Annotated in this window: 20 protein-coding genes; 15 read left to right on the top strand and 5 right to left on the bottom strand. The window is 32.7% G+C overall.

Annotation, left to right across the window (positions count from 1 at the left end; all coding sequences use genetic code 11):
* The first annotated feature begins 142 nt into the window (after positions 1–142).
* The 7 genes from ccoS to H526_RS0126980 all read left to right on the top strand — a co-directional run bounded on the left by ccoS (position 143) and on the right by H526_RS0126980 (position 6,489).
* Positions 143–337, top strand: a complete 195-nt coding sequence (ccoS, locus tag H526_RS0127010; RefSeq protein ID WP_027395788.1) for a cbb3-type cytochrome oxidase assembly protein CcoS — start codon at positions 143–145, stop codon at positions 335–337.
* Position 338: 1 nt separating this feature from the next.
* Positions 339–2,531: a cytochrome-c oxidase, cbb3-type subunit I gene (gene ccoN / locus H526_RS0127005; protein ID WP_027395787.1), complete on the top strand. Its 2,193-nt coding sequence runs from the start codon at positions 339–341 to the stop codon at positions 2,529–2,531.
* Between the two features lie 11 nt (positions 2,532–2,542).
* Entirely contained in the window at positions 2,543–2,734 is a 192-nt protein-coding gene (locus H526_RS0127000; protein ID WP_027395786.1) for a cytochrome c oxidase subunit IV, read from the top strand.
* Positions 2,731–3,696, top strand: a complete 966-nt coding sequence (locus H526_RS0126995; protein ID WP_027395785.1) for a cbb3-type cytochrome c oxidase N-terminal domain-containing protein — start codon at positions 2,731–2,733, stop codon at positions 3,694–3,696. The genes H526_RS0127000 and H526_RS0126995 overlap by 4 nt, the downstream gene beginning before the upstream one ends.
* Positions 3,697–3,750: 54 nt before the next feature.
* Positions 3,751–5,178, top strand: a complete 1,428-nt coding sequence (ccoG, locus tag H526_RS0126990; protein WP_027395784.1) for a cytochrome c oxidase accessory protein CcoG — start codon at positions 3,751–3,753, stop codon at positions 5,176–5,178.
* Between the two features lie 159 nt (positions 5,179–5,337).
* Positions 5,338–5,784, top strand: coding sequence for a FixH family protein (locus H526_RS0126985; RefSeq protein WP_027395783.1), 447 nt, complete (start codon positions 5,338–5,340; stop codon positions 5,782–5,784).
* Positions 5,785–6,489, top strand: coding sequence for a sulfite exporter TauE/SafE family protein (locus H526_RS0126980; protein ID WP_027395782.1), 705 nt, complete (start codon positions 5,785–5,787; stop codon positions 6,487–6,489).
* A 40-nt stretch (positions 6,490–6,529) separates the two neighbouring features.
* On the opposite strand, the gene hemN is transcribed toward H526_RS0126980, so the two are convergent.
* The 4 genes from hemN to H526_RS0126960 form a co-directional block, all read right to left on the bottom strand.
* Positions 6,530–7,894 (bottom strand): oxygen-independent coproporphyrinogen III oxidase, encoded by a 1,365-nt coding sequence (hemN, locus tag H526_RS0126975; protein ID WP_027395781.1) that lies wholly within the window; start codon positions 7,892–7,894, stop codon positions 6,530–6,532.
* A 21-nt stretch (positions 7,895–7,915) separates the two neighbouring features.
* Positions 7,916–8,755 carry a universal stress protein gene (locus H526_RS0126970; protein WP_027395780.1) on the bottom strand — a complete coding sequence of 280 codons (840 nt, stop codon included), beginning with the start codon at positions 8,753–8,755 and terminating at the stop codon, positions 7,916–7,918.
* Positions 8,756–8,833: 78 nt separating this feature from the next.
* Positions 8,834–9,889 (bottom strand): response regulator, encoded by a 1,056-nt coding sequence (locus H526_RS0126965; protein WP_027395779.1) that lies wholly within the window; start codon positions 9,887–9,889, stop codon positions 8,834–8,836.
* 2 nt (positions 9,890–9,891) lie between these two features.
* The gene (locus tag H526_RS0126960) at positions 9,892–11,397 is read right to left on the bottom strand and encodes a sensor histidine kinase (protein ID WP_027395778.1); all 1,506 of its coding nucleotides are present in this window, start codon (positions 11,395–11,397) and stop codon (positions 9,892–9,894) included.
* Positions 11,398–11,565: 168 nt separating this feature from the next.
* On the opposite strand from H526_RS0126960, the gene H526_RS0126955 reads away from it, so the two are divergent.
* The 8 genes from H526_RS0126955 (at position 11,566) to deoD (ending at position 16,790) form a co-directional block, all read left to right on the top strand.
* Complete coding sequence (locus H526_RS0126955; RefSeq protein WP_027395777.1) at positions 11,566–12,657, top strand: site-2 protease family protein; 1,092 nt, start codon at positions 11,566–11,568, stop codon at positions 12,655–12,657.
* A gap of 75 nt (positions 12,658–12,732) precedes the next feature.
* A complete protein-coding gene (locus tag H526_RS0126950) occupies positions 12,733–13,137 on the top strand; it encodes a hypothetical protein (protein ID WP_027395776.1) in 405 nt (134 codons plus the stop codon).
* 65 nt (positions 13,138–13,202) lie between these two features.
* On the top strand, positions 13,203–13,487 hold the full coding sequence (locus H526_RS0126945; RefSeq protein ID WP_027395775.1) for a hypothetical protein: 285 nt from the start codon (positions 13,203–13,205) through the stop codon (positions 13,485–13,487).
* 134 nt (positions 13,488–13,621) lie between these two features.
* Positions 13,622–14,509, top strand: coding sequence for an RsiV family protein (locus H526_RS0126940; protein ID WP_035086843.1), 888 nt, complete (start codon positions 13,622–13,624; stop codon positions 14,507–14,509).
* Positions 14,506–15,141, top strand: a complete 636-nt coding sequence (locus tag H526_RS0126935) for a DUF998 domain-containing protein (RefSeq protein ID WP_027395773.1) — start codon at positions 14,506–14,508, stop codon at positions 15,139–15,141. Before H526_RS0126940 ends, H526_RS0126935 begins: the two co-directional genes overlap by 4 nt.
* The gene (gene trxA, locus H526_RS0126930) at positions 15,138–15,437 is read left to right on the top strand and encodes a thioredoxin (RefSeq protein WP_027395772.1); all 300 of its coding nucleotides are present in this window, start codon (positions 15,138–15,140) and stop codon (positions 15,435–15,437) included. Before H526_RS0126935 ends, trxA begins: the two co-directional genes overlap by 4 nt.
* Positions 15,438–15,440: 3 nt before the next feature.
* Positions 15,441–16,085 (top strand): deoxyribose-phosphate aldolase, encoded by a 645-nt coding sequence (gene deoC / locus H526_RS0126925; protein WP_027395771.1) that lies wholly within the window; start codon positions 15,441–15,443, stop codon positions 16,083–16,085.
* Between the two features lie 6 nt (positions 16,086–16,091).
* Complete coding sequence (deoD, locus tag H526_RS0126920) at positions 16,092–16,790, top strand: purine-nucleoside phosphorylase (protein ID WP_027395770.1); 699 nt, start codon at positions 16,092–16,094, stop codon at positions 16,788–16,790.
* A 71-nt stretch (positions 16,791–16,861) separates the two neighbouring features.
* On the opposite strand, the gene H526_RS0126915 is transcribed toward deoD, so the two are convergent.
* Positions 16,862–17,698, bottom strand: a complete 837-nt coding sequence (locus H526_RS0126915) for a universal stress protein (protein ID WP_027395769.1) — start codon at positions 17,696–17,698, stop codon at positions 16,862–16,864.
* Positions 17,699–17,724: the final 26 nt, after the last annotated feature.

Below are 17,724 nucleotides of genomic sequence, written 5' to 3'. Positions count from 1 at the left end.
TTGTATAGCTTTTTTGCTGAGCCAAATTAAGAGATGCTATTAACAGTTCTAGTTCTTACCATAAACTACCTTTCTAAAACCTGATAAATGTCATTTTTTAAGAAAACATGCACTCATACTTTTGGAGCCTAATAAGAATCTTATGGGTGTTATTTATGTTTTATTAACCATTAGTATTGTCGTTGCCATCGTGTTTTTTGTGGCTTTTATTCTTTCTGTAAAAAAAGGACAATACGATGATACCTATACACCCGCGATCAGAATGCTGTTTGATGATGAGGTGATTACAGAATCCAAAGAAAAATCTTCAGTAACAACTAATAACAATCACGTATAATATGAACATAGAACAATTCTATTACGATAATAAAATCGTAAAAAAATTCTTATACGCCACCATGCTTTGGGGTATTGTAGGGATGTCGGTCGGATTGCTGCTGGCATTTCTGTTTTTATTTCCTAACCTTACCGATGGAATCCCTTGGTTAAGCTTTGGGCGTTTACGACCACTACATACCAATGCGGTGATTTTTGCCTTTGTGGGTAATGCCATCTTTGCCGGAGTGTATTATTCTACCCAGCGATTACTAAAAACCAGAATGTTTAATGATACGCTTAGTAACATTAATTTTTGGTGTTGGCAATTGATCATCGTCGGCGCTGCAATTACATTGCCGCTAGGATATACAACTTCTAAGGAATATGCAGAGCTAGAGTGGCCTTTTGATATTGCGATTGCAGTAATTTGGGTAGTTTTTGGGTGGAATCTGATTGGTACCATTCTAAAACGGAGACAACGCCATCTGTATGTAGCCATCTGGTTTTATCTGGCAACCGTAGTTACTGTGGCTGTACTTCATATTTTTAATAGTTTAGAATTACCCGTAAGTGCGCTAAAAAGTTATTCGGTCTATGCAGGTGTACAAGACGCACTGGTGCAATGGTGGTACGGACATAATGCCGTCGCCTTTTTTCTTACTACTCCTTTTTTAGGATTGATGTATTATTTTGTGCCAAAAGCGGCGAATAGGCCGGTATATTCCTATCGATTATCGATTGTACACTTTTGGTCATTGATTTTTATTTATATCTGGGCAGGACCTCATCATTTGCTATATTCTTCGCTACCAGATTGGGCACAGAACTTAGGAGTGGCATTTTCTATTATGCTAATCGCACCATCTTGGGGTGGTATGATCAATGGATTATTAACCTTGCGTGGTGCCTGGGATAAAGTACGTACAGATCCAGTATTAAAATTTATGGTGGTCGCAATCACAGGATATGGGATGGCAACGTTCGAGGGACCTATGCTTTCTTTAAAAAATGTAAACGCAATAGCACATTTTAGTGATTGGGTGATTGCGCACGTGCACGTAGGAGCATTAGCATGGAATGGTTTCTTCACCTTTGGGATGGCATATTGGCTAATCCCTAAAATATTTAAGACCAAATTGTGGTCTACAGCATTGGCTAATGCACATTTCTGGATTGGTACCTTAGGGATTATTATGTATGCATTGCCGATGTATGTGGCTGGATTTGTTCAGGCTTCTATGTGGAAACAGTTTAACCCAGACGGTAGTTTGGTATACGGTAATTTTTTAGAAACCGTAAACGAAATTATACCGATGTATTGGATGCGAGCAATTGGCGGTAGTATGTTCATCTTAGGGATGTTTATTATGCTATATAATGTAATCAAAACTATCAAAGCGGGTAATACGGTTACCGATGAATTGGCAGAAGCTGCTCCATTAACAAAAGTAACTAACAAAAGAACTGCAAAAGAAGGATATCATACTTGGTTAGAAAGAAGACCGGTAAAGCTTACGATTTTTGCTACAATTGCGATACTTATTGGAGGAGCCGTACAGATTGTACCAACGCTAATGATCGATTCCAATATCCCTACAATTACTAGTGTAAAACCTTATACACCGCTAGAATTAGAAGGTAGAGATCTATATATCAGAGAGAGTTGTGTGTCTTGTCATTCGCAAATGATTCGTCCTTTTCGTAGTGAGGTAGAACGATACGGAGAGTATTCTAAAGCTGGTGAATATGTCTATGATCACCCATTTCTTTGGGGAAGTAAACGAACTGGGCCTGATCTGATGCGTATCGGAGGTAAATACTCGGATAACTGGCACCTTAATCATTTCTATGATCCGCAAAGTACATCGTCGGGTTCTATTATGCCTAGTTATAAATGGTTGCTAAAAAATGAACTCGATCGATCGGATACAGAAACCAAAATGGAAGCTATGGTTACTCTTGGGGTTCCTTACACTCCAGAAGAGATTGCTAAAGCACAAAAATGGATGGATGAACAAGCAACACAGATCGAGAAAAACCTATACGATGATCCAGATTTTGCCAAAACCTATGAAGCAGATAAAAAATATGCCAAGGATAATGGATTGGATTTTATAGAAATGCGCGATAGAGAAGTCATCGCCTTAATTGCCTACATACAGCGATTAGGAACCGATATCAAAGTTAAAAACGAAACTGCAAGTTCAAACTAAAGAAATAAACCATGTTTAAATTTATAAAAGGACATATGGAAAGTATCGAAGGTGTAGAGATATATCCTATCATATCACTACTGATATTTTTCATCTTTTTTACTGCCTTATTCTGGTGGGTAATTTCAGCAAAAAAGGAACATATAAAAGAAGTAAGCGAGATTCCATTGGAATCTGAAAATGAAAACGAATTAATACTATGAGAAGTACAGTATCCTATATCAGAGTCATTGCATTACTATTGATCACTTATTTTTTAATAGAATGGGCAGTGGATTCTGGAGAAGAATCAGCATTTATTGCAGTACCAGTTAGTTGGGTAGTGTTAGGCATCGTATTGTTATTTGCGATCGCTATAGAGATTTGTGTAGAGGCACTACGAAGTGTGTTGTTTAAATCCCTGAAACCCGAAGCTCAAGAACGCTATGTACTAAGCCAGAAGATTAAAAAAGACAAACAGTTTCGATGGATCAAAGCTACCTATCTAAAATTAGTGGATAGTACACCAGTAGAAGAGGAAGATGAAATCATTTTGGATCATAATTATGATGGAATTAAGGAACTGGATAATAACCTTCCGCCTTGGTGGGTATATGGTTTTTATGCGACTATTTTGTTTGGAGTTATCTATTTAGTGCGGTTCCATGTATTTAATGATTACAATCAGACAGAAGAGTATGAAACAGAAGTTGCAGAGGCTTTGATCGCTATAGAAGCGTATAAAAAAACCGCAAAAGATCTTGTGGATATAAATACGGTAACATTGTTAACCGATGCCGCGGATATTAATGCTGGGAAAGCCATTTTTACTTCCAATTGTGTAGCCTGTCATAAAGCAGATGGAGGAGGGGGTATTGGCCCCAATCTAACGGATCCGAATTGGATTTTGGGCGGAGGTATTAAAAATGTATTCAAAACTATTTCTGAAGGTGGTCGTGATGGAAAAGGGATGGTTGCTTGGAAGCAAACTCTAAAACCGGCAGAAATGGCACAAGTGGCTAGTTATGTAATCACATTAGGCGGTACAACGCCTGCAGAACCTAAAGAGGCGCAAGGCGAGATCTGGATCGATCCAGATGCTGTAAAAGAAGAGGTTCTAGAAAAAGAAATTCCAGAAACTGTTCCCGTAACTATTGCAGACTCTACTTCTGTAGTAAGTAATTAGGATCAAAAAGGTTAGTAGTATAACATAAATCGTATAATCAATATTCATTGACCATTGGAAACACCAGAAAACGAAACATTTAGAGATTCTATCGGTACGATTAACGAAGAAGGAAAACGTGCTTGGTTGTATCCTAAAAAACCAAGTGGCGTATTTTATGAATACCGCAAATGGGTAAGTTATGGGTTATTGATTTTTTTATTTGCCGCTCCTTTTATCAAAATCAATGGCAATCAGTTTTTATTGTTTAATGTGTTAGAGCGACGTTTCAACATTTTCGGAGCTCCTTTCTGGCCACAGGATTTTCATCTGTTCGTAATATCAATGATTATTGGGGTAGTCTTTGTAATATTATTTACAGTAGCTTTTGGACGATTATTCTGTGGTTGGATATGCCCACAAACCATATTTATGGAAATGGTTTTTCGACGAATAGAATATTGGATCGAAGGAGATAGAGGAAAACAAATACGATTGGATAAACAACCTTGGAACGCCGAAAAAATCAAAAAACGCGTTCTTAAATGGGTGGTATTTTTTATCATTTCTTTTTTAATAGCGAATGTGTTTTTGGCTTACTTGATTAGTAGTGATGTGCTCATTCAATATATATTTATTGATGGCCCTTTTCAGCATGTGGGGACTTTAATTTCCTTATTAATATTTACCGCTGTATTTTATTTTGTGTTTGCCTGGTTTAGAGAACAGGTTTGTGTAATTGCTTGTCCATATGGTCGATTACAAGGGGTATTGTTAGATGCCAAATCAATTGTAGTTGCATACGATTATAAAAGAGGAGAAAAAGAAGCAGGACGCGCTAAGTTTAAGAAGAACGAGGACAGACCTACTAGCGGAAAAGGAGATTGTATTGATTGTTTTCAATGTGTACATGTGTGTCCAACAGGAATCGATATCCGCAATGGAACACAATTAGAATGTGTGAATTGTACTGCTTGTATTGATGCCTGTGATCATATGATGGAAAGTGTAAACCTTCCGAAAGGATTGATCCGATATGCTAGTGAAGATGATATCGCTAAAAAAGAGAAATTTAAGTTTACACCAAGGTTAAAAGGATATACAGCAGTATTAGTGATATTAATTGGTGTCTTTTTGGGAATGTCTTTTTTGAGAAATGATGTCGAAGCGAATATTTTAAGGTTACCAGGTCAATTGTATGAGCGAAAAGAGCATAATATGATTAGTAATGTATATACATTTAAACTAGTAAATAAAACGATTAATGATATCGAAAATGTTCATTTCGAATTGCTATCACATACGGGAACTATAGAAGTGGTAACGCATAAAAACTTTGTGGTGCCTAAGCAAGGATTAGCAGAGGGAACATTGTTCATAGAAATTAATGCATCTGCCTTAAGTGGTGATAAGGATAAAGTAAAAATTGGAGTATACGCTAATGATAATGAATTGATTGAAACAACAACCACAGCATTTTTAGGCCCAAGAAGTTATAGGTAACGAAGATGAGTCTATGATTTTATGAGTATTGGAGAAAAGAAAATTCTAAAAGATGTGAAGTAGATCACAGCCTGCGCTGGGATGACAAACAGGAACTAAAAATATGTAAAGTACGTGTCATTCCAGCATAGGCTGGAATCCAAATTAAAAAAATGAGTTATGAAAATAAACTGGGGTACAGCGATTGTATTGGTATTTATAGGATTTATAAGTTTTATACTTTTCTTTGTGATACGGATGAATACCGATAAAAAATATGAACATGATTTAGTAACAGAAGATTACTACAAACAAGAATTAGCTTTTCAGGAAGAAATCAATGCCGAAAAAAATGCAAAGGCACTAAAAAGTAATATTACGATTAAAAAGGTATCCGAAGGATTACTGATTAAATTTCCGGAGGATATAAACTCCGAAAAACTAAGCGGAACTATTTCGCTATACCGCCCATCTAACAAAAAGTTAGATTTCGAAGTTCCGATCTCACTTACAACTTCAGAAGTTATAATTCCAAAAAATAAATTGATACAAGGCAAATGGAAGATTAAAGTGAATTGGGAAAATGAAAACACATCATATCTCTTTAGAGAATCCTTTACGTATTAAATGTTAGTTTCTGCTTTTATATTAGGTCTTTTAGGAAGTTTTCACTGTGTTGGGATGTGTGGACCTATTGCGTTTATGCTGCCTTTGGATCATAAGAATCAGCTTAAGAAACTTTTTCAAATCTCTTTATATCATTTGGGCCGTTTGCTGGCTTATAGTATTATTGGTTTATTTTTTGGGATTATAGGAAAAAGTCTAAACATTTTTGGAATGCAGCAAGGACTTTCTATTAGCATTGGGATTGTAATGATCTTAGTGGTTTTGATACCTTCATCAATACTTATGAAATATAGTTTTTCTAAACCGATATATCGGATAATTTCTAAGATCAAGAGTGCATTAGGAAAAGAACTTAAAAAGAAAACACCAGATACATTTTTAATTATTGGTTTTTTAAACGGATTTCTTCCTTGTGGATTGGTATATATGGCAGTTTTTGCTGCTGTAGCTTTAGGTAATGTTATGAATAGCACACTGTATGTGCTTTTATTTGGTTTAGGTACGATTCCTTTAATGACCATGGTAGTATATGCAGGTCACTTTTTTAAAGCAAAGTGGATACGAAAACATGTTCAAAAAGTGATCCCCGTATTTATCGTAATGATTGGTTTGTTGTTTATTTTACGAGGAATGGGATTAGGAATTCCATATATATCACCTAAACAATCTACAGAATTGGTTTCTTCTAATTTTGAATGTCATTAGTATTAATTATATCGGATTAAAGATCTAAAAAACGAATGTTCTAAACTGTCATAGAGAATAGCTGTGTTTCTGGTTTATTATGCTGTAGTCTTAGATCAAAAGCCATGCAGATGTTACGTACAAAGGCTTTCCCTTTTTCGGTAACTTCAATACTATGATCGGTCATAATTACCAATCCGTCTTGTTCCATTTCTTTTAAGCGTATAGTTATGTCTATTAGTTCATCTAAATAAAGTTGTTTGCTACTCCAATCGGTTTTAAAATGACACATAAGGTTTAATATATGTTGTCTAATTATTTTATCCTTTTTGGTCAATATATGACCTCTATAAACTGGTATTATTCCTTGGTTGACTAAATTTTGATAGGATTCTATGCCTTTTACGTTTTGAGAAAACCCATACCAACTATCACTAATAGAAGATACTCCTAAACCGATCATCATTTTGGTTTTTGATACCGTGTACCCCATAAAATTACGATGTAGGTTTTGATCTTCCATAGCTAGGAATAATGTATCGCTTTTAAGTGCAAAATGATCCATTCCTATTTCTACATAACCGACTTTGGATAATAATTTTTTACCAACTTCATATTGTCGTCTTTTTTCTTCTCCAGTAGGAAGGTCTTCTTCATTAAATCCTCGTTGTCCATTTCCTTTTTGCCAAGGAATATGAGCATAACTATAAAAAGCCAATCGATCAGGTAATAATTCTTTTGTTTTTTGAATAGTATGAATTACAGCTTCTTCGGTCTGAAAAGGCAATCCAAAAATGATATCATGACCAATCGAAGTGTATCCTATTTCTCGTGCTATTTCGGTAACATATTTTACTTTTTCAAATGGTTGTACGCGATGAATTGCTTTTTGGACTTTTTCATTATAGTCTTGAACGCCAAAACTCACTCTTCTAAAACCTACATCATATAATGCTTGTAAATGTTCACGAGTTGTATTATTAGGGTGTCCTTCAAAACTAAATTCGCAAGCTTCAGCTGATTTCGCAGAAGAGAACAATCCTTTGATTAAGTATTCTAAATTTTCTGGCGAAAAGAATGTAGGGGTTCCTCCACCCAAATGCAATTCTTTGATCTTTGGTTTTGTTTCTAAAAGGTTTAGATATAACTGCCACTCTTTTAAAATTGAATTGATATATGGGATTTCTACAGTGTGTCTTTTAGTGATGCGTTTATTACATCCACAAAAAGTACACATACTTTCGCAAAAAGGTAAGTGGATATATATACTTATTCCTTGTGCATCATTGCTTTCTGCAAAAGATGTTATCACTGATTTTTTCCATTCATTTAATGAGAATGTTTCATGATTCCAATATGGAACGGTTGGATAACTGGTATATCTGGGTCCTGGAACATTGTATTTGTCCACTAATTTTGTATGCATTATTTAGTTTTTATATAATTTTTACTCGTGTAATACTAGAAATGGAATATTGATATGATAACTTATTTTTTCTACGGTTGGATGAAATAAAATTCTTTGAAAAAAATTGAGATTCTTAGCAACCATAGTGATCATATTGATGTCTCTACTTTCTACAAAGCACTGTACTGCTTGTTCGATACTCGGATTGGACAAAAAATGAAAACTGTGATCTATATCTTCTTCTAAAAAAACGTTGAGAATATTTTTATTCCTTTTTTGTAGTTCGGTAAGCTGTTTTTCCTTTTTTGCAATATGTAGTACTCGTAACGCCGCTTTATTGATAGTAAGAACTTCAGTTATGGTTCGTAATATTCTGTTTTTATATAGGATATTATAGTCCGTCGGAAATGCGATTTCGTTAATTTTAGAGTATTTAGCTTTTTCGGGAATTACGAGAATAGGGCATTTTACTTTGGTTATGACATCTCCGGTATTACTGCCTACTGTTTTTTCTTTTAATCCAGAAGCTCCTTTAGTCCCCATAACGATGAAATCAATATTCTTCTCTTCGACCTGTTTTCTGATAGTATCTATAAAAAAGATATATTCATGGATAGTAAAAAAATAGTGTTTAGGATTAAGAGGTAATTTTTGAATCCTCTTTAACAATAATTGCATTTGTTCCTGATCACTAAGAGTAATGTTATCTACAACTTGATCAGTTGACTCAAAAAATGATTCATTCCCAATGACTTGTTTATATGGGGAAATATGTAGAAAATAGAAATTACATTGTACTTTCTCAAAAAAAGATAAAGCATAAGTAATAGCATTCCACGAGTTTTCCGAAAAATCTGTTGGAATAAGAATATTCTTCATTTTTAATACGTTCTAATACAACAAATGTATTAGGATGTGTCAATGAAAAATATGACAAAAGTCAGCTTAGCTATTTTTTTACTCTATAAGTTGAAGTTTTGGTAGATCTAAGATTTTAATATTACGACCTTCAATTTCGATAAGCCCATCTTTTTTAAAGCTGGATAATGTGCGTATTAAACTTTCTGTGGCAATACCAGCCACACTAGCTAGATCGTTTCGGGATATTTTAATACTTTCTTCAGGTTTTTTATTTAACACTTGAGTGAATTGTAAAATGGTTTGAGCAGTTTTTTTACGAACCGAACTATATGCCATCTGTAATAATTGTTCTTTTATTTCAGAAAGATTATCACTAAGCAATTCCATTAATTCTAAAGAAATGTTTTTACTTTTTTCTAGTATATCTTTTAGATCTGTTTTGGATACACCGGCCAATTCAGCGTCTTCTACTGCTGTTGCTGATTCTTGATATGGAGTGTGATCTGTAAATGATGTAAAACCTAAAAAATCATCTTCTTTAAATAATGCCGTAATCAATTCTTTACCACTTTCATCCATTTTATGAGTTTTGACAACACCTTTCAGAATCAAGTATATTTTGTTAGAATGGTCTCCTTCTTTAAAAATAGCGCCTCCTTTGGTGTGACTTGAAATATCTCCGTGATCATCAAAAAAGTTTTTGAGTTCGTGTAAACTTCTCAACCCATCTTCTGAATCTTCTTCTGGCTTTAGAGATTGTTCTTTTAATCTTTTAGAAATAATATGGGCTTTTGCCAAACGACTCTCTATAGCACTTAATAAATCGTCTTCATCAAAAGGTTTTGTAAGATAATCATCCGCTCCTAAATCCATTCCTTTACGGATCTCTTTATGTTCTGTTTTAGCGGATAAAAAGATAAAAGGTATTTGATCAGTAATAGTATCGTGAGACAATGCTTCCAAAACACCATAACCATCGATCTCTGGCATCATAATATCACAAACAATGATATCAGGTTTTTCTTCTTTCGCTTTAGTAATACCTATTTTACCATTTGGAGATGTGATCACATTATAATCGGATAATTCTAAAAGTTCCGCAGTGTTTTCTCTTAAAGCAGTATCGTCCTCTATTAATAGAATTGTTTTCATGGTTATGATAATTTTGATATAGGTATGTTTACTGTAAAAGTAGATCCTTGATTTTCTTTGCTTTTAAAAGTAATGCTTCCTCCAAGGTTTTCTAAATGACTTTTTACGATGTTCAATCCGATTCCTGTTCCTTGATCCAATAGCGCATTTTCTGCTCTAAAATATCGATTAAAAATAAATTTTTGTTCTTTTTCAGGAATACCAATTCCCTGGTCTATTATATGAAAAGTAAGTAGATTATTCTCGAAAATAGCCTGTAAGTCGATAGTGGTGTTCTCTCCAGAATACTTTATGGCATTCCGTATTAGATTGGTTAGCACTAACTCCAATATTTTTTCATCGAACTCTAATGTAAAATCATCAATATCTTGAGGGTATTTTATTCTTTGTCCATCCTTAAGTAACATATTGGCATCATAGACGACTTCATTTATAACTTTACTTAATGGGAAAGAGGTAAACTTATAATTTACTTTACCACTTTCTAGACGTTCTACAGATAGAAAGTCATTAAGGATATTGTCGAGATATTTTACTTTGTTTTTTATGGTAGCAAGATGCTTATCTCTTTTTTCCTGCTGCTCCTCTTTTGTGTATTTTCCGATCAAGGTCGTAGAAGTAAGAATTCCACTTAACGGCGTTTTGAACTCATGAGAAACCAGTGAAAGAAATTTTGTTTTCAATTCATTAAGATCTTTTTCTTTAGCAAGAGCTTCGCTAAGTTGTTGTGTTCTTTCTGTAACCGTTTTTTCTAATTTTTCGGTATAATTTTTTCTATCAGTAATATCTAGAATAATAGCAACAAAAACAGGTTGATTTCCTAAAGTAGATAACTGTAAATGTACTTCTACAGGATACGTTGTACCATCTTTGCGTTTATGTATAGTTTCGAATTGTAGCTTTTTTTTACTTTTTTGAAGCAAAGGTTCTATTAGTTCTAAAAATTTTGATGTGGTATAATCTGGTTTAATATCAATTGCAGTAAGACTTTTAAGCTCATCTAAAGTATAGCCTATATTATTTAGTGCTCCCTGATTTACATCAATAAATTTTAGAGACTCGATATCAAAAATGAAGATTTCATTAAGTGACTCATCAAAAATGGTAGCCCAATGTTTTAGTTCTTGCTCAGCTTTCTTTCGAACGGTAATATCCATTACTAAAGCCATTACAAAGGTCTTACCATAGATTTCAAAAGGACTTAATCCTGCTTCTACAGGAAAAGAACTTCCACATTTACGAACTCCATAAATGTCTCTACCTCTTCCCATTTGTCGTTTTTCACTCTTTTTTAAAAAACTCTTGAAATGCCCTCCATGATTCCCACGATACTCTTGTGGAATTAAAATATTAAGTGGTTGTTGTTTTAGCTCTCCTTTTTTATAATTAAACATTTCTTCTGCAGCAGAGTTAGTTGCTACAATTGTCTGATTTTCATCAACAATAATTACACCTTCCGAGATTGCTTCAGAAAGAATGTCAAATGTGTTTTCACCGGTTTGTAACATGGAGTTTTGTGATATTACTTAAGTATGATGTTCTAATTTTATTATAAAAACACAAGATGATCGACTAAAGATAACTGGTTAACAAATATAGATAAAAAACCAGAAATTATGATATTGGTCATTTCTTATTAATCCTTGTCTAGATACTTTAACCAAAAATTATAAATTATGAAAGGATCACTTTTTCTTGGTAGAGTATTTAATGTAGCAATTAAAGTACATTGGACATTTTTGTTAATCATTGCCTGGGTATCATTTTTAGAACTTAAACGGGGAGGGAATGTGCAAAATGTACTAATGAGTATTTTTTTCGTTTTATTAGTTTTTATTTGTGTTGTTCTTCATGAATTTGGACATATACTTACCGCTAGAAAATTTGGAGTTAGTACTAAAAAAATCACTTTATTGCCTATTGGGGGAATCGCTTCCATGGATACCATTCCAGAAAACCCTAAAGAAGAATTATTGATTTCATTGGCAGGGCCTGCAGTAAATATAGTAATAGCATTACTTTTAGTTCTTTTTATTCCTTTTGAATTGTTGGTTGGTCAGGATTCTAGTTATATGGATTCTAATTTAAGTCATGTTACTATAGAAAATCTTGTCTTTTATCTGTTTTCAACCAATGTTATATTAGCACTATTTAATTTTATTCCAGCATTTCCGATGGATGGAGGTCGAATTTTTAGAGCGTTACTAGCTTTGAGAATGGATAGAGTAAAAGCGACAAGTATAGCAACTGGCCTAGGAGAAATTATTGCTTTTGTTTTTTTGCTTATTGGTGCGCTCTATAATCCTTTTTTAATACTAATCGCATTGTTTATATATTTTGGAGCAACTTCAGAAAATAAAATGGTTCGGCAGTTGGCACTAATAAAAGGGCACAGCGTAAAGGAAGCTATGTTAACTAAGATTACTGTTTTAAAACCAGATAATACTATCGGAGATGTTATTGATATATTACTTAAGAGTACTGAGAAAAATTTTATCGTCGTAGAAGATTCTAAGATTATAGGGATTCTTCATCACCAAGATATCCTTTCTAAATCCAAAAATAAGGATCTTAGAATAAAAGATATTATGGATATTTCTTTTGCATCAATTGATGCCGCAGAAGAGCTAAAAGAAGTTTTTGTATTGATGAATACAAAGAAAAAAGATTTTTTTGCTGTTACCAGTAATAATGAACTTGTTGGAGCAATTGACCTTCCAAATATAAGTGAATTTATATTGATTCAGTCCAATTTAATTACTAGATAGTATAACTGATTTTTATCATAGAAAAGGTGAATTTCATATATTAATTTTATGTTTTAAACCAATAATTTTAGAAAAATGAATACAACAGAAAATATAGGAATTACATTTTATCAAAGCTTAGGTAAATTATTTTATGCTATTGCTGCTTCGGACAAAGTAGTTCGTAAATCAGAGTATACTTCGTTGAGAAATTTAGTTAAATCAGAATGGTTGGCAGTTGATGATCTAGAAGATGAATTTGGCGTTGACGCTGCATTTCAAATAGAAATTGTTTTTGATTGGTTAGATTATGAATCATTAATTGCAGAAGATAGCTTTCTTGAATTTAAAGATTTTTATCACGAGAATAAATCACTTTTTACAGATAACATAAAGAAATTGATATGGAATACATCTAATAGTATTGCAGGAGCTTTTTCTGGTAAAAATAAATCAGAATTGATGATGCTCGGAAAACTTCAGTTAATTTTTGAGAACTGATCTTTATCATATTTTAACTAGTAAGAGCCTTGTAATTTTACACTGAATTTAAAAATTAAACGATCATGACATTATACGCAAAAATTAACGCTGATTTTTCTGAGAATTATATTGGATATTCTGCTTTAGCAATTATTGCATCTACTTGTTTAGGCTCAATTGCAATTATGACCACTTTATTAGGAGGTAATGGTTTTATACAAATGCTTCTAGTATTTTTAACGGTATCCGTTTGTAGTGCCCATAATGCTGCGATATTAACAGTTCAGAAGCCTAAATTAGTATTAGATCTATTGATCGTAAGTCTACTAGTTAATAGTTTACTTATTATTGGGAATAGTTTATTTTGATATTTTACATATAACACTTAATGAGAAACGAGTTTCATATGATGAGACTCGTTTTTTTATGTCCATATAACTGATGGATATCATATTTTTTAAGAAGTAGCCCTATTACATTTATATAAAATAAAAAGTATCCTATGAGAACGCTAATTACCAGTTTTGTGATGTTAAGCTTAATCGCTTGTAATAATAAAACTCAGATCAAAGAAAAACCTGAAACCTACACTACACAGATAGAAAAAGACAATACTCTAAGTGAAGATAGTATACAGTATTTATTAGAAGAGCAACAAGAACTACATCAGGAAAAAACAAAATCAACAAAAGTAGAGCGTCTTATCTCTACAAAAGATGACGAACATAAATTACAGGAACTAGTTATAGATAAGCAATTCTATAAAGCAGAAGATGTGTATGTTTTGGATTATAAGTATCCTTATCTAAATGAGAATATGGATGAAAATAATTCTGTGTTTAATGAATTTCTGTCTGAAAATTACTTAAATATTGAAGCTACTGAAAATGAAATTTTGGAAGATAAAGTCCTATTCTGTGATTCTCTAGCAATTGGCAGGTGCATGGATAAACGAATTATTGATTATAAAATATACACGGTAAAACAACAACTTATCAGTGTGCTACTTTATAAAGAAAATTATTATTCGGGGATGAAACATTCCACCTATATGTTCGAGTGCCTTAATTACGATTTAGAGAATCATGGATTTCTATATTATAACGATTTTTTTGTTGATAATTCAGAAAGTGAGTTGCTAACCACTATCAATACTGTGATATCTGACGGAATAAATTCTGGAGACTTATATTATGAATGTTGGCAATTGTCTGAGGAAGATTTTAAGGTTTATAAAAACAATTTTGTTATTACGGAAGATGTTATTAAATTTTATTTTGACGACTGTATTATCTGTCCTTCATATACAGGGACATATGCTATAGAGGTTCCCATAAATGATGTTATTCATCTTATAAAAAAGTATAATAATAAACCATTAATAGGATGAAAGGTTATAGAAAAAAGCAGTATAAGAATTACCTTTTTTTATGTGGGTTATATATTACCCTAATAGTAATAGCATTTATATTGCCTTTTTTTTCTGATCCACAATATTCGATATCAAAACACACTTTATATGAACTAGGAGCACAAAAAACTCCTTATAATTGGATCATGAACTTTGTTCTTATTTTACTTGGTTTGATAAGCTTTGTTAATGGTTTCAGAATATTACAAAAGCAACGTGTTCAGTTATTAATATTACTTGTTTTTTGTTTCTCTCTCGTATTATCTGCAATATATTTATCTGCTCCTATAGATCGAAAGCTCGTTTTTGATTCTTTTCAAAATGAAATGCATTCTGTATTTTCGATCATTACTGGTATTTCATTTTGTGCATATTCTTTAGTCATTAGTTTCGCTGCAAGATGGAAGAGTCAAAAGTTGATGGCGTTGTTTGTTGGGATAATTACTTTAATAGGATCTTTTTTGATGTTTATTCATTCTGATTATAGAGGGATATATCAACGAGGGATATTTATTATCACTTTTGGGTGGATATTATATTCTTTTAAATATTATGAATATGTTTATGCAAAAAAAGAATATTTTAAATTAATAAAAGAAAATCAAAAATGAAAGATAGCTTTAGTAATATTATAGATTCTAATACACCTGTACTGGTAGATTTTTATGCAGATTGGTGTGGTCCTTGTAAAACATTAGCTCCTATTTTAAAAGAGGTGAAAGAAGAATTAGGAACATCAATAAAAATTGTGAAAATTGATGTAGATAAAAATCAACCATTAGCAGCTAGATATCAAGTTAGAGGAGTACCCACAATGTTACTTTTTAAAGAAGGGAAACAACTTTGGCGACAATCAGGAGTTTTACAAAAAACGGAGATAATTAGTATTATAAATGCTAATAAATAGCCCATGAAACTTAATCAATATATAGATCATACCCTTTTAAAACCGACAGCTACTGTAGAGGATATTAAGAAATTATGTACGGAAGCTAAACGATATGGTTTTTATTCAGTATGTGTTAATGGTGCTTATGTAGGTTTAGCTTGTAGCGAATTAATGAAATCAGATATTAAAATTGCAGCTGTAGTTGGATTTCCCTTAGGAGCCATGACTACTAAAGTTAAGGTATTTGAAGCTAAACAGTGTATTGATGATGGAGCAAATGAAATAGATATGGTGCTAAATATAGGATTACTTAAATCCGGTTATCATAAAATTGTTCAGGATGAAATTGCTTTGATAAAAAAAGCCATTGGAGATAATGTGCTAAAAGTAATTTTGGAGAATAGTTATCTTACTGAAGAGGAAAAGAAAATCGCTTGCCAATTATCTATTGATGCAGGTGCGGATTTTATAAAAACATCTACCGGTTTTGGAGATGGAGGAGCAACATTAGGAGATATAAGGTTAATGAAGGAGATTGCGATGGATGCAATCCAGATAAAAGCTTCAGGTGGAATTAGAGATGCCAAAACCGCAGTGCAATATATCAATATGGGAGTTTCTCGATTAGGTACTTCTTCTAGTGTAGCTTTGGTAACTTCAAAATAATCGCTTATGAGTACACATATCGCAGCAAAGAGAGGTGAGGTAGCAGAAACTGTTTTGTTACCAGGAGATCCTATGAGGGCAAAATGGATTGCAGAAACATTTTTAGATAACCCGGTATGTTATAATGAAGTGCGTGGTATGTTTGGATATACAGGAACTTATAAAGGCAAAAAAGTCTCCGTACAAGGAACTGGAATGGGCATTCCATCTTCATTAATCTATTGTCATGAATTAATAAATGATTTTGGAGTAAAGAACTTAATTAGGGTAGGTTCTTCGGGATCTTATCAGAAGGAAGTTAAACTAAGAGATATCGTGATTGCCATGGCAGCTTCTTCTACCTCTGGAATTAATAATTCTCGGTTTATCAATTCGGATTACTCTCCAACAGCAAATTTTGATTTGTTAATGAAAGCTGTCAAGTATGCTAATGAACATAGTATTCCCATAAAAGCAGGAAATGTATTATCTGCAGATGAGTTCTATGAAGATGATTTTAATTCCTATAAAAAATGGGCAGAATATGGGGTGCTTTGTGTCGAAATGGAAGCGGCAGGTTTGTATACAATTGCAGCAAAATTTAATGTAAAAGCATTAGCAATTTTAACGATTTCTGATTCCTTAGTTACCGGAGAAAGAACTTCTTCTGAAGAAAGAGAAACTACTTTTAGCAAAATGGTTGAAATAGCCTTAGGTATTTTATAAGAAAAAATCAAGTCTTCTGAAAATACTTTTTTCAGAAGACTTGATAGAGTACTATAAAAACTTATATAATCCTAAATCTTAAACGTAATAACGGGTTCATTAGCATGATTTGCAATATCCTCTCCAATACTTCCATTAAAAAAGTGTGATATTCCTTGTCTTCCGTGAGTTGGTATTCCAATAATATCAGCATTTACTTTTTTACAGTAGTTAAAAATTCCACTTTCGACAGAATAATCATTTTGGACATATACATTTTCAAAATTCTCTAAATTTCCAGAATCCGCCTTAAAAAGAAAGTCTTTAATGCGTTTTTCAATTTGATTAGAATTCCTAAATCGATCACCTGGTAAGTTTACATAAACTAAGTGTAATGTAGCATCTAATAATTCAAACAATCTTTTTGCTTTATTATAAGCTTTGATGTTTTCTATTTTAAAGTCACAAGCAAAGACAGCTTCCTTAATTATAAATTCATCAATTTTATGTTTAATTACTAGCACAGGGACATCGGAAGTACGAACCACTTTTTCGGTATTCGATCCAACGAATACTTCACTTAATCCGCTGCTTCCATGGGAGCCCATAACGATAAGATCTACATTGTTTTCCTTTGCGACTTCATTTAGTTCGCTAAATATCTTATAGTTTTGTACTGTTTCTGTTACTTTAATTCCATTTAGGAAATCTTTATTTAAAAATGTACTAAATCTTTTTTCGGCAAGTTTTAAATAATAAATGGCCTCAGCAGTTTCTTGTGCTTCGTCTTTAGTTAAGATTGCTTCGGATAAACCAAGCATGTGTAGCACAATAATTTCTGCTTGTTGTTGCTTTGCAATTGAAGCTGCAACACGTAATGCATATTCTGAATTCTCAGAAAAGTCTATTGGAACAAGAATTTTTTTCATATCTAATTGTTTTACAAAATCAAAAG

Source organism: Aquimarina latercula DSM 2041 (assembly GCF_000430645.1).
In the GTDB taxonomy this organism is placed as follows: Bacteria; Bacteroidota; Bacteroidia; order Flavobacteriales; family Flavobacteriaceae; genus Aquimarina; species Aquimarina latercula.
This window is presented reverse-complemented; position numbering and strand designations above follow the sequence as displayed.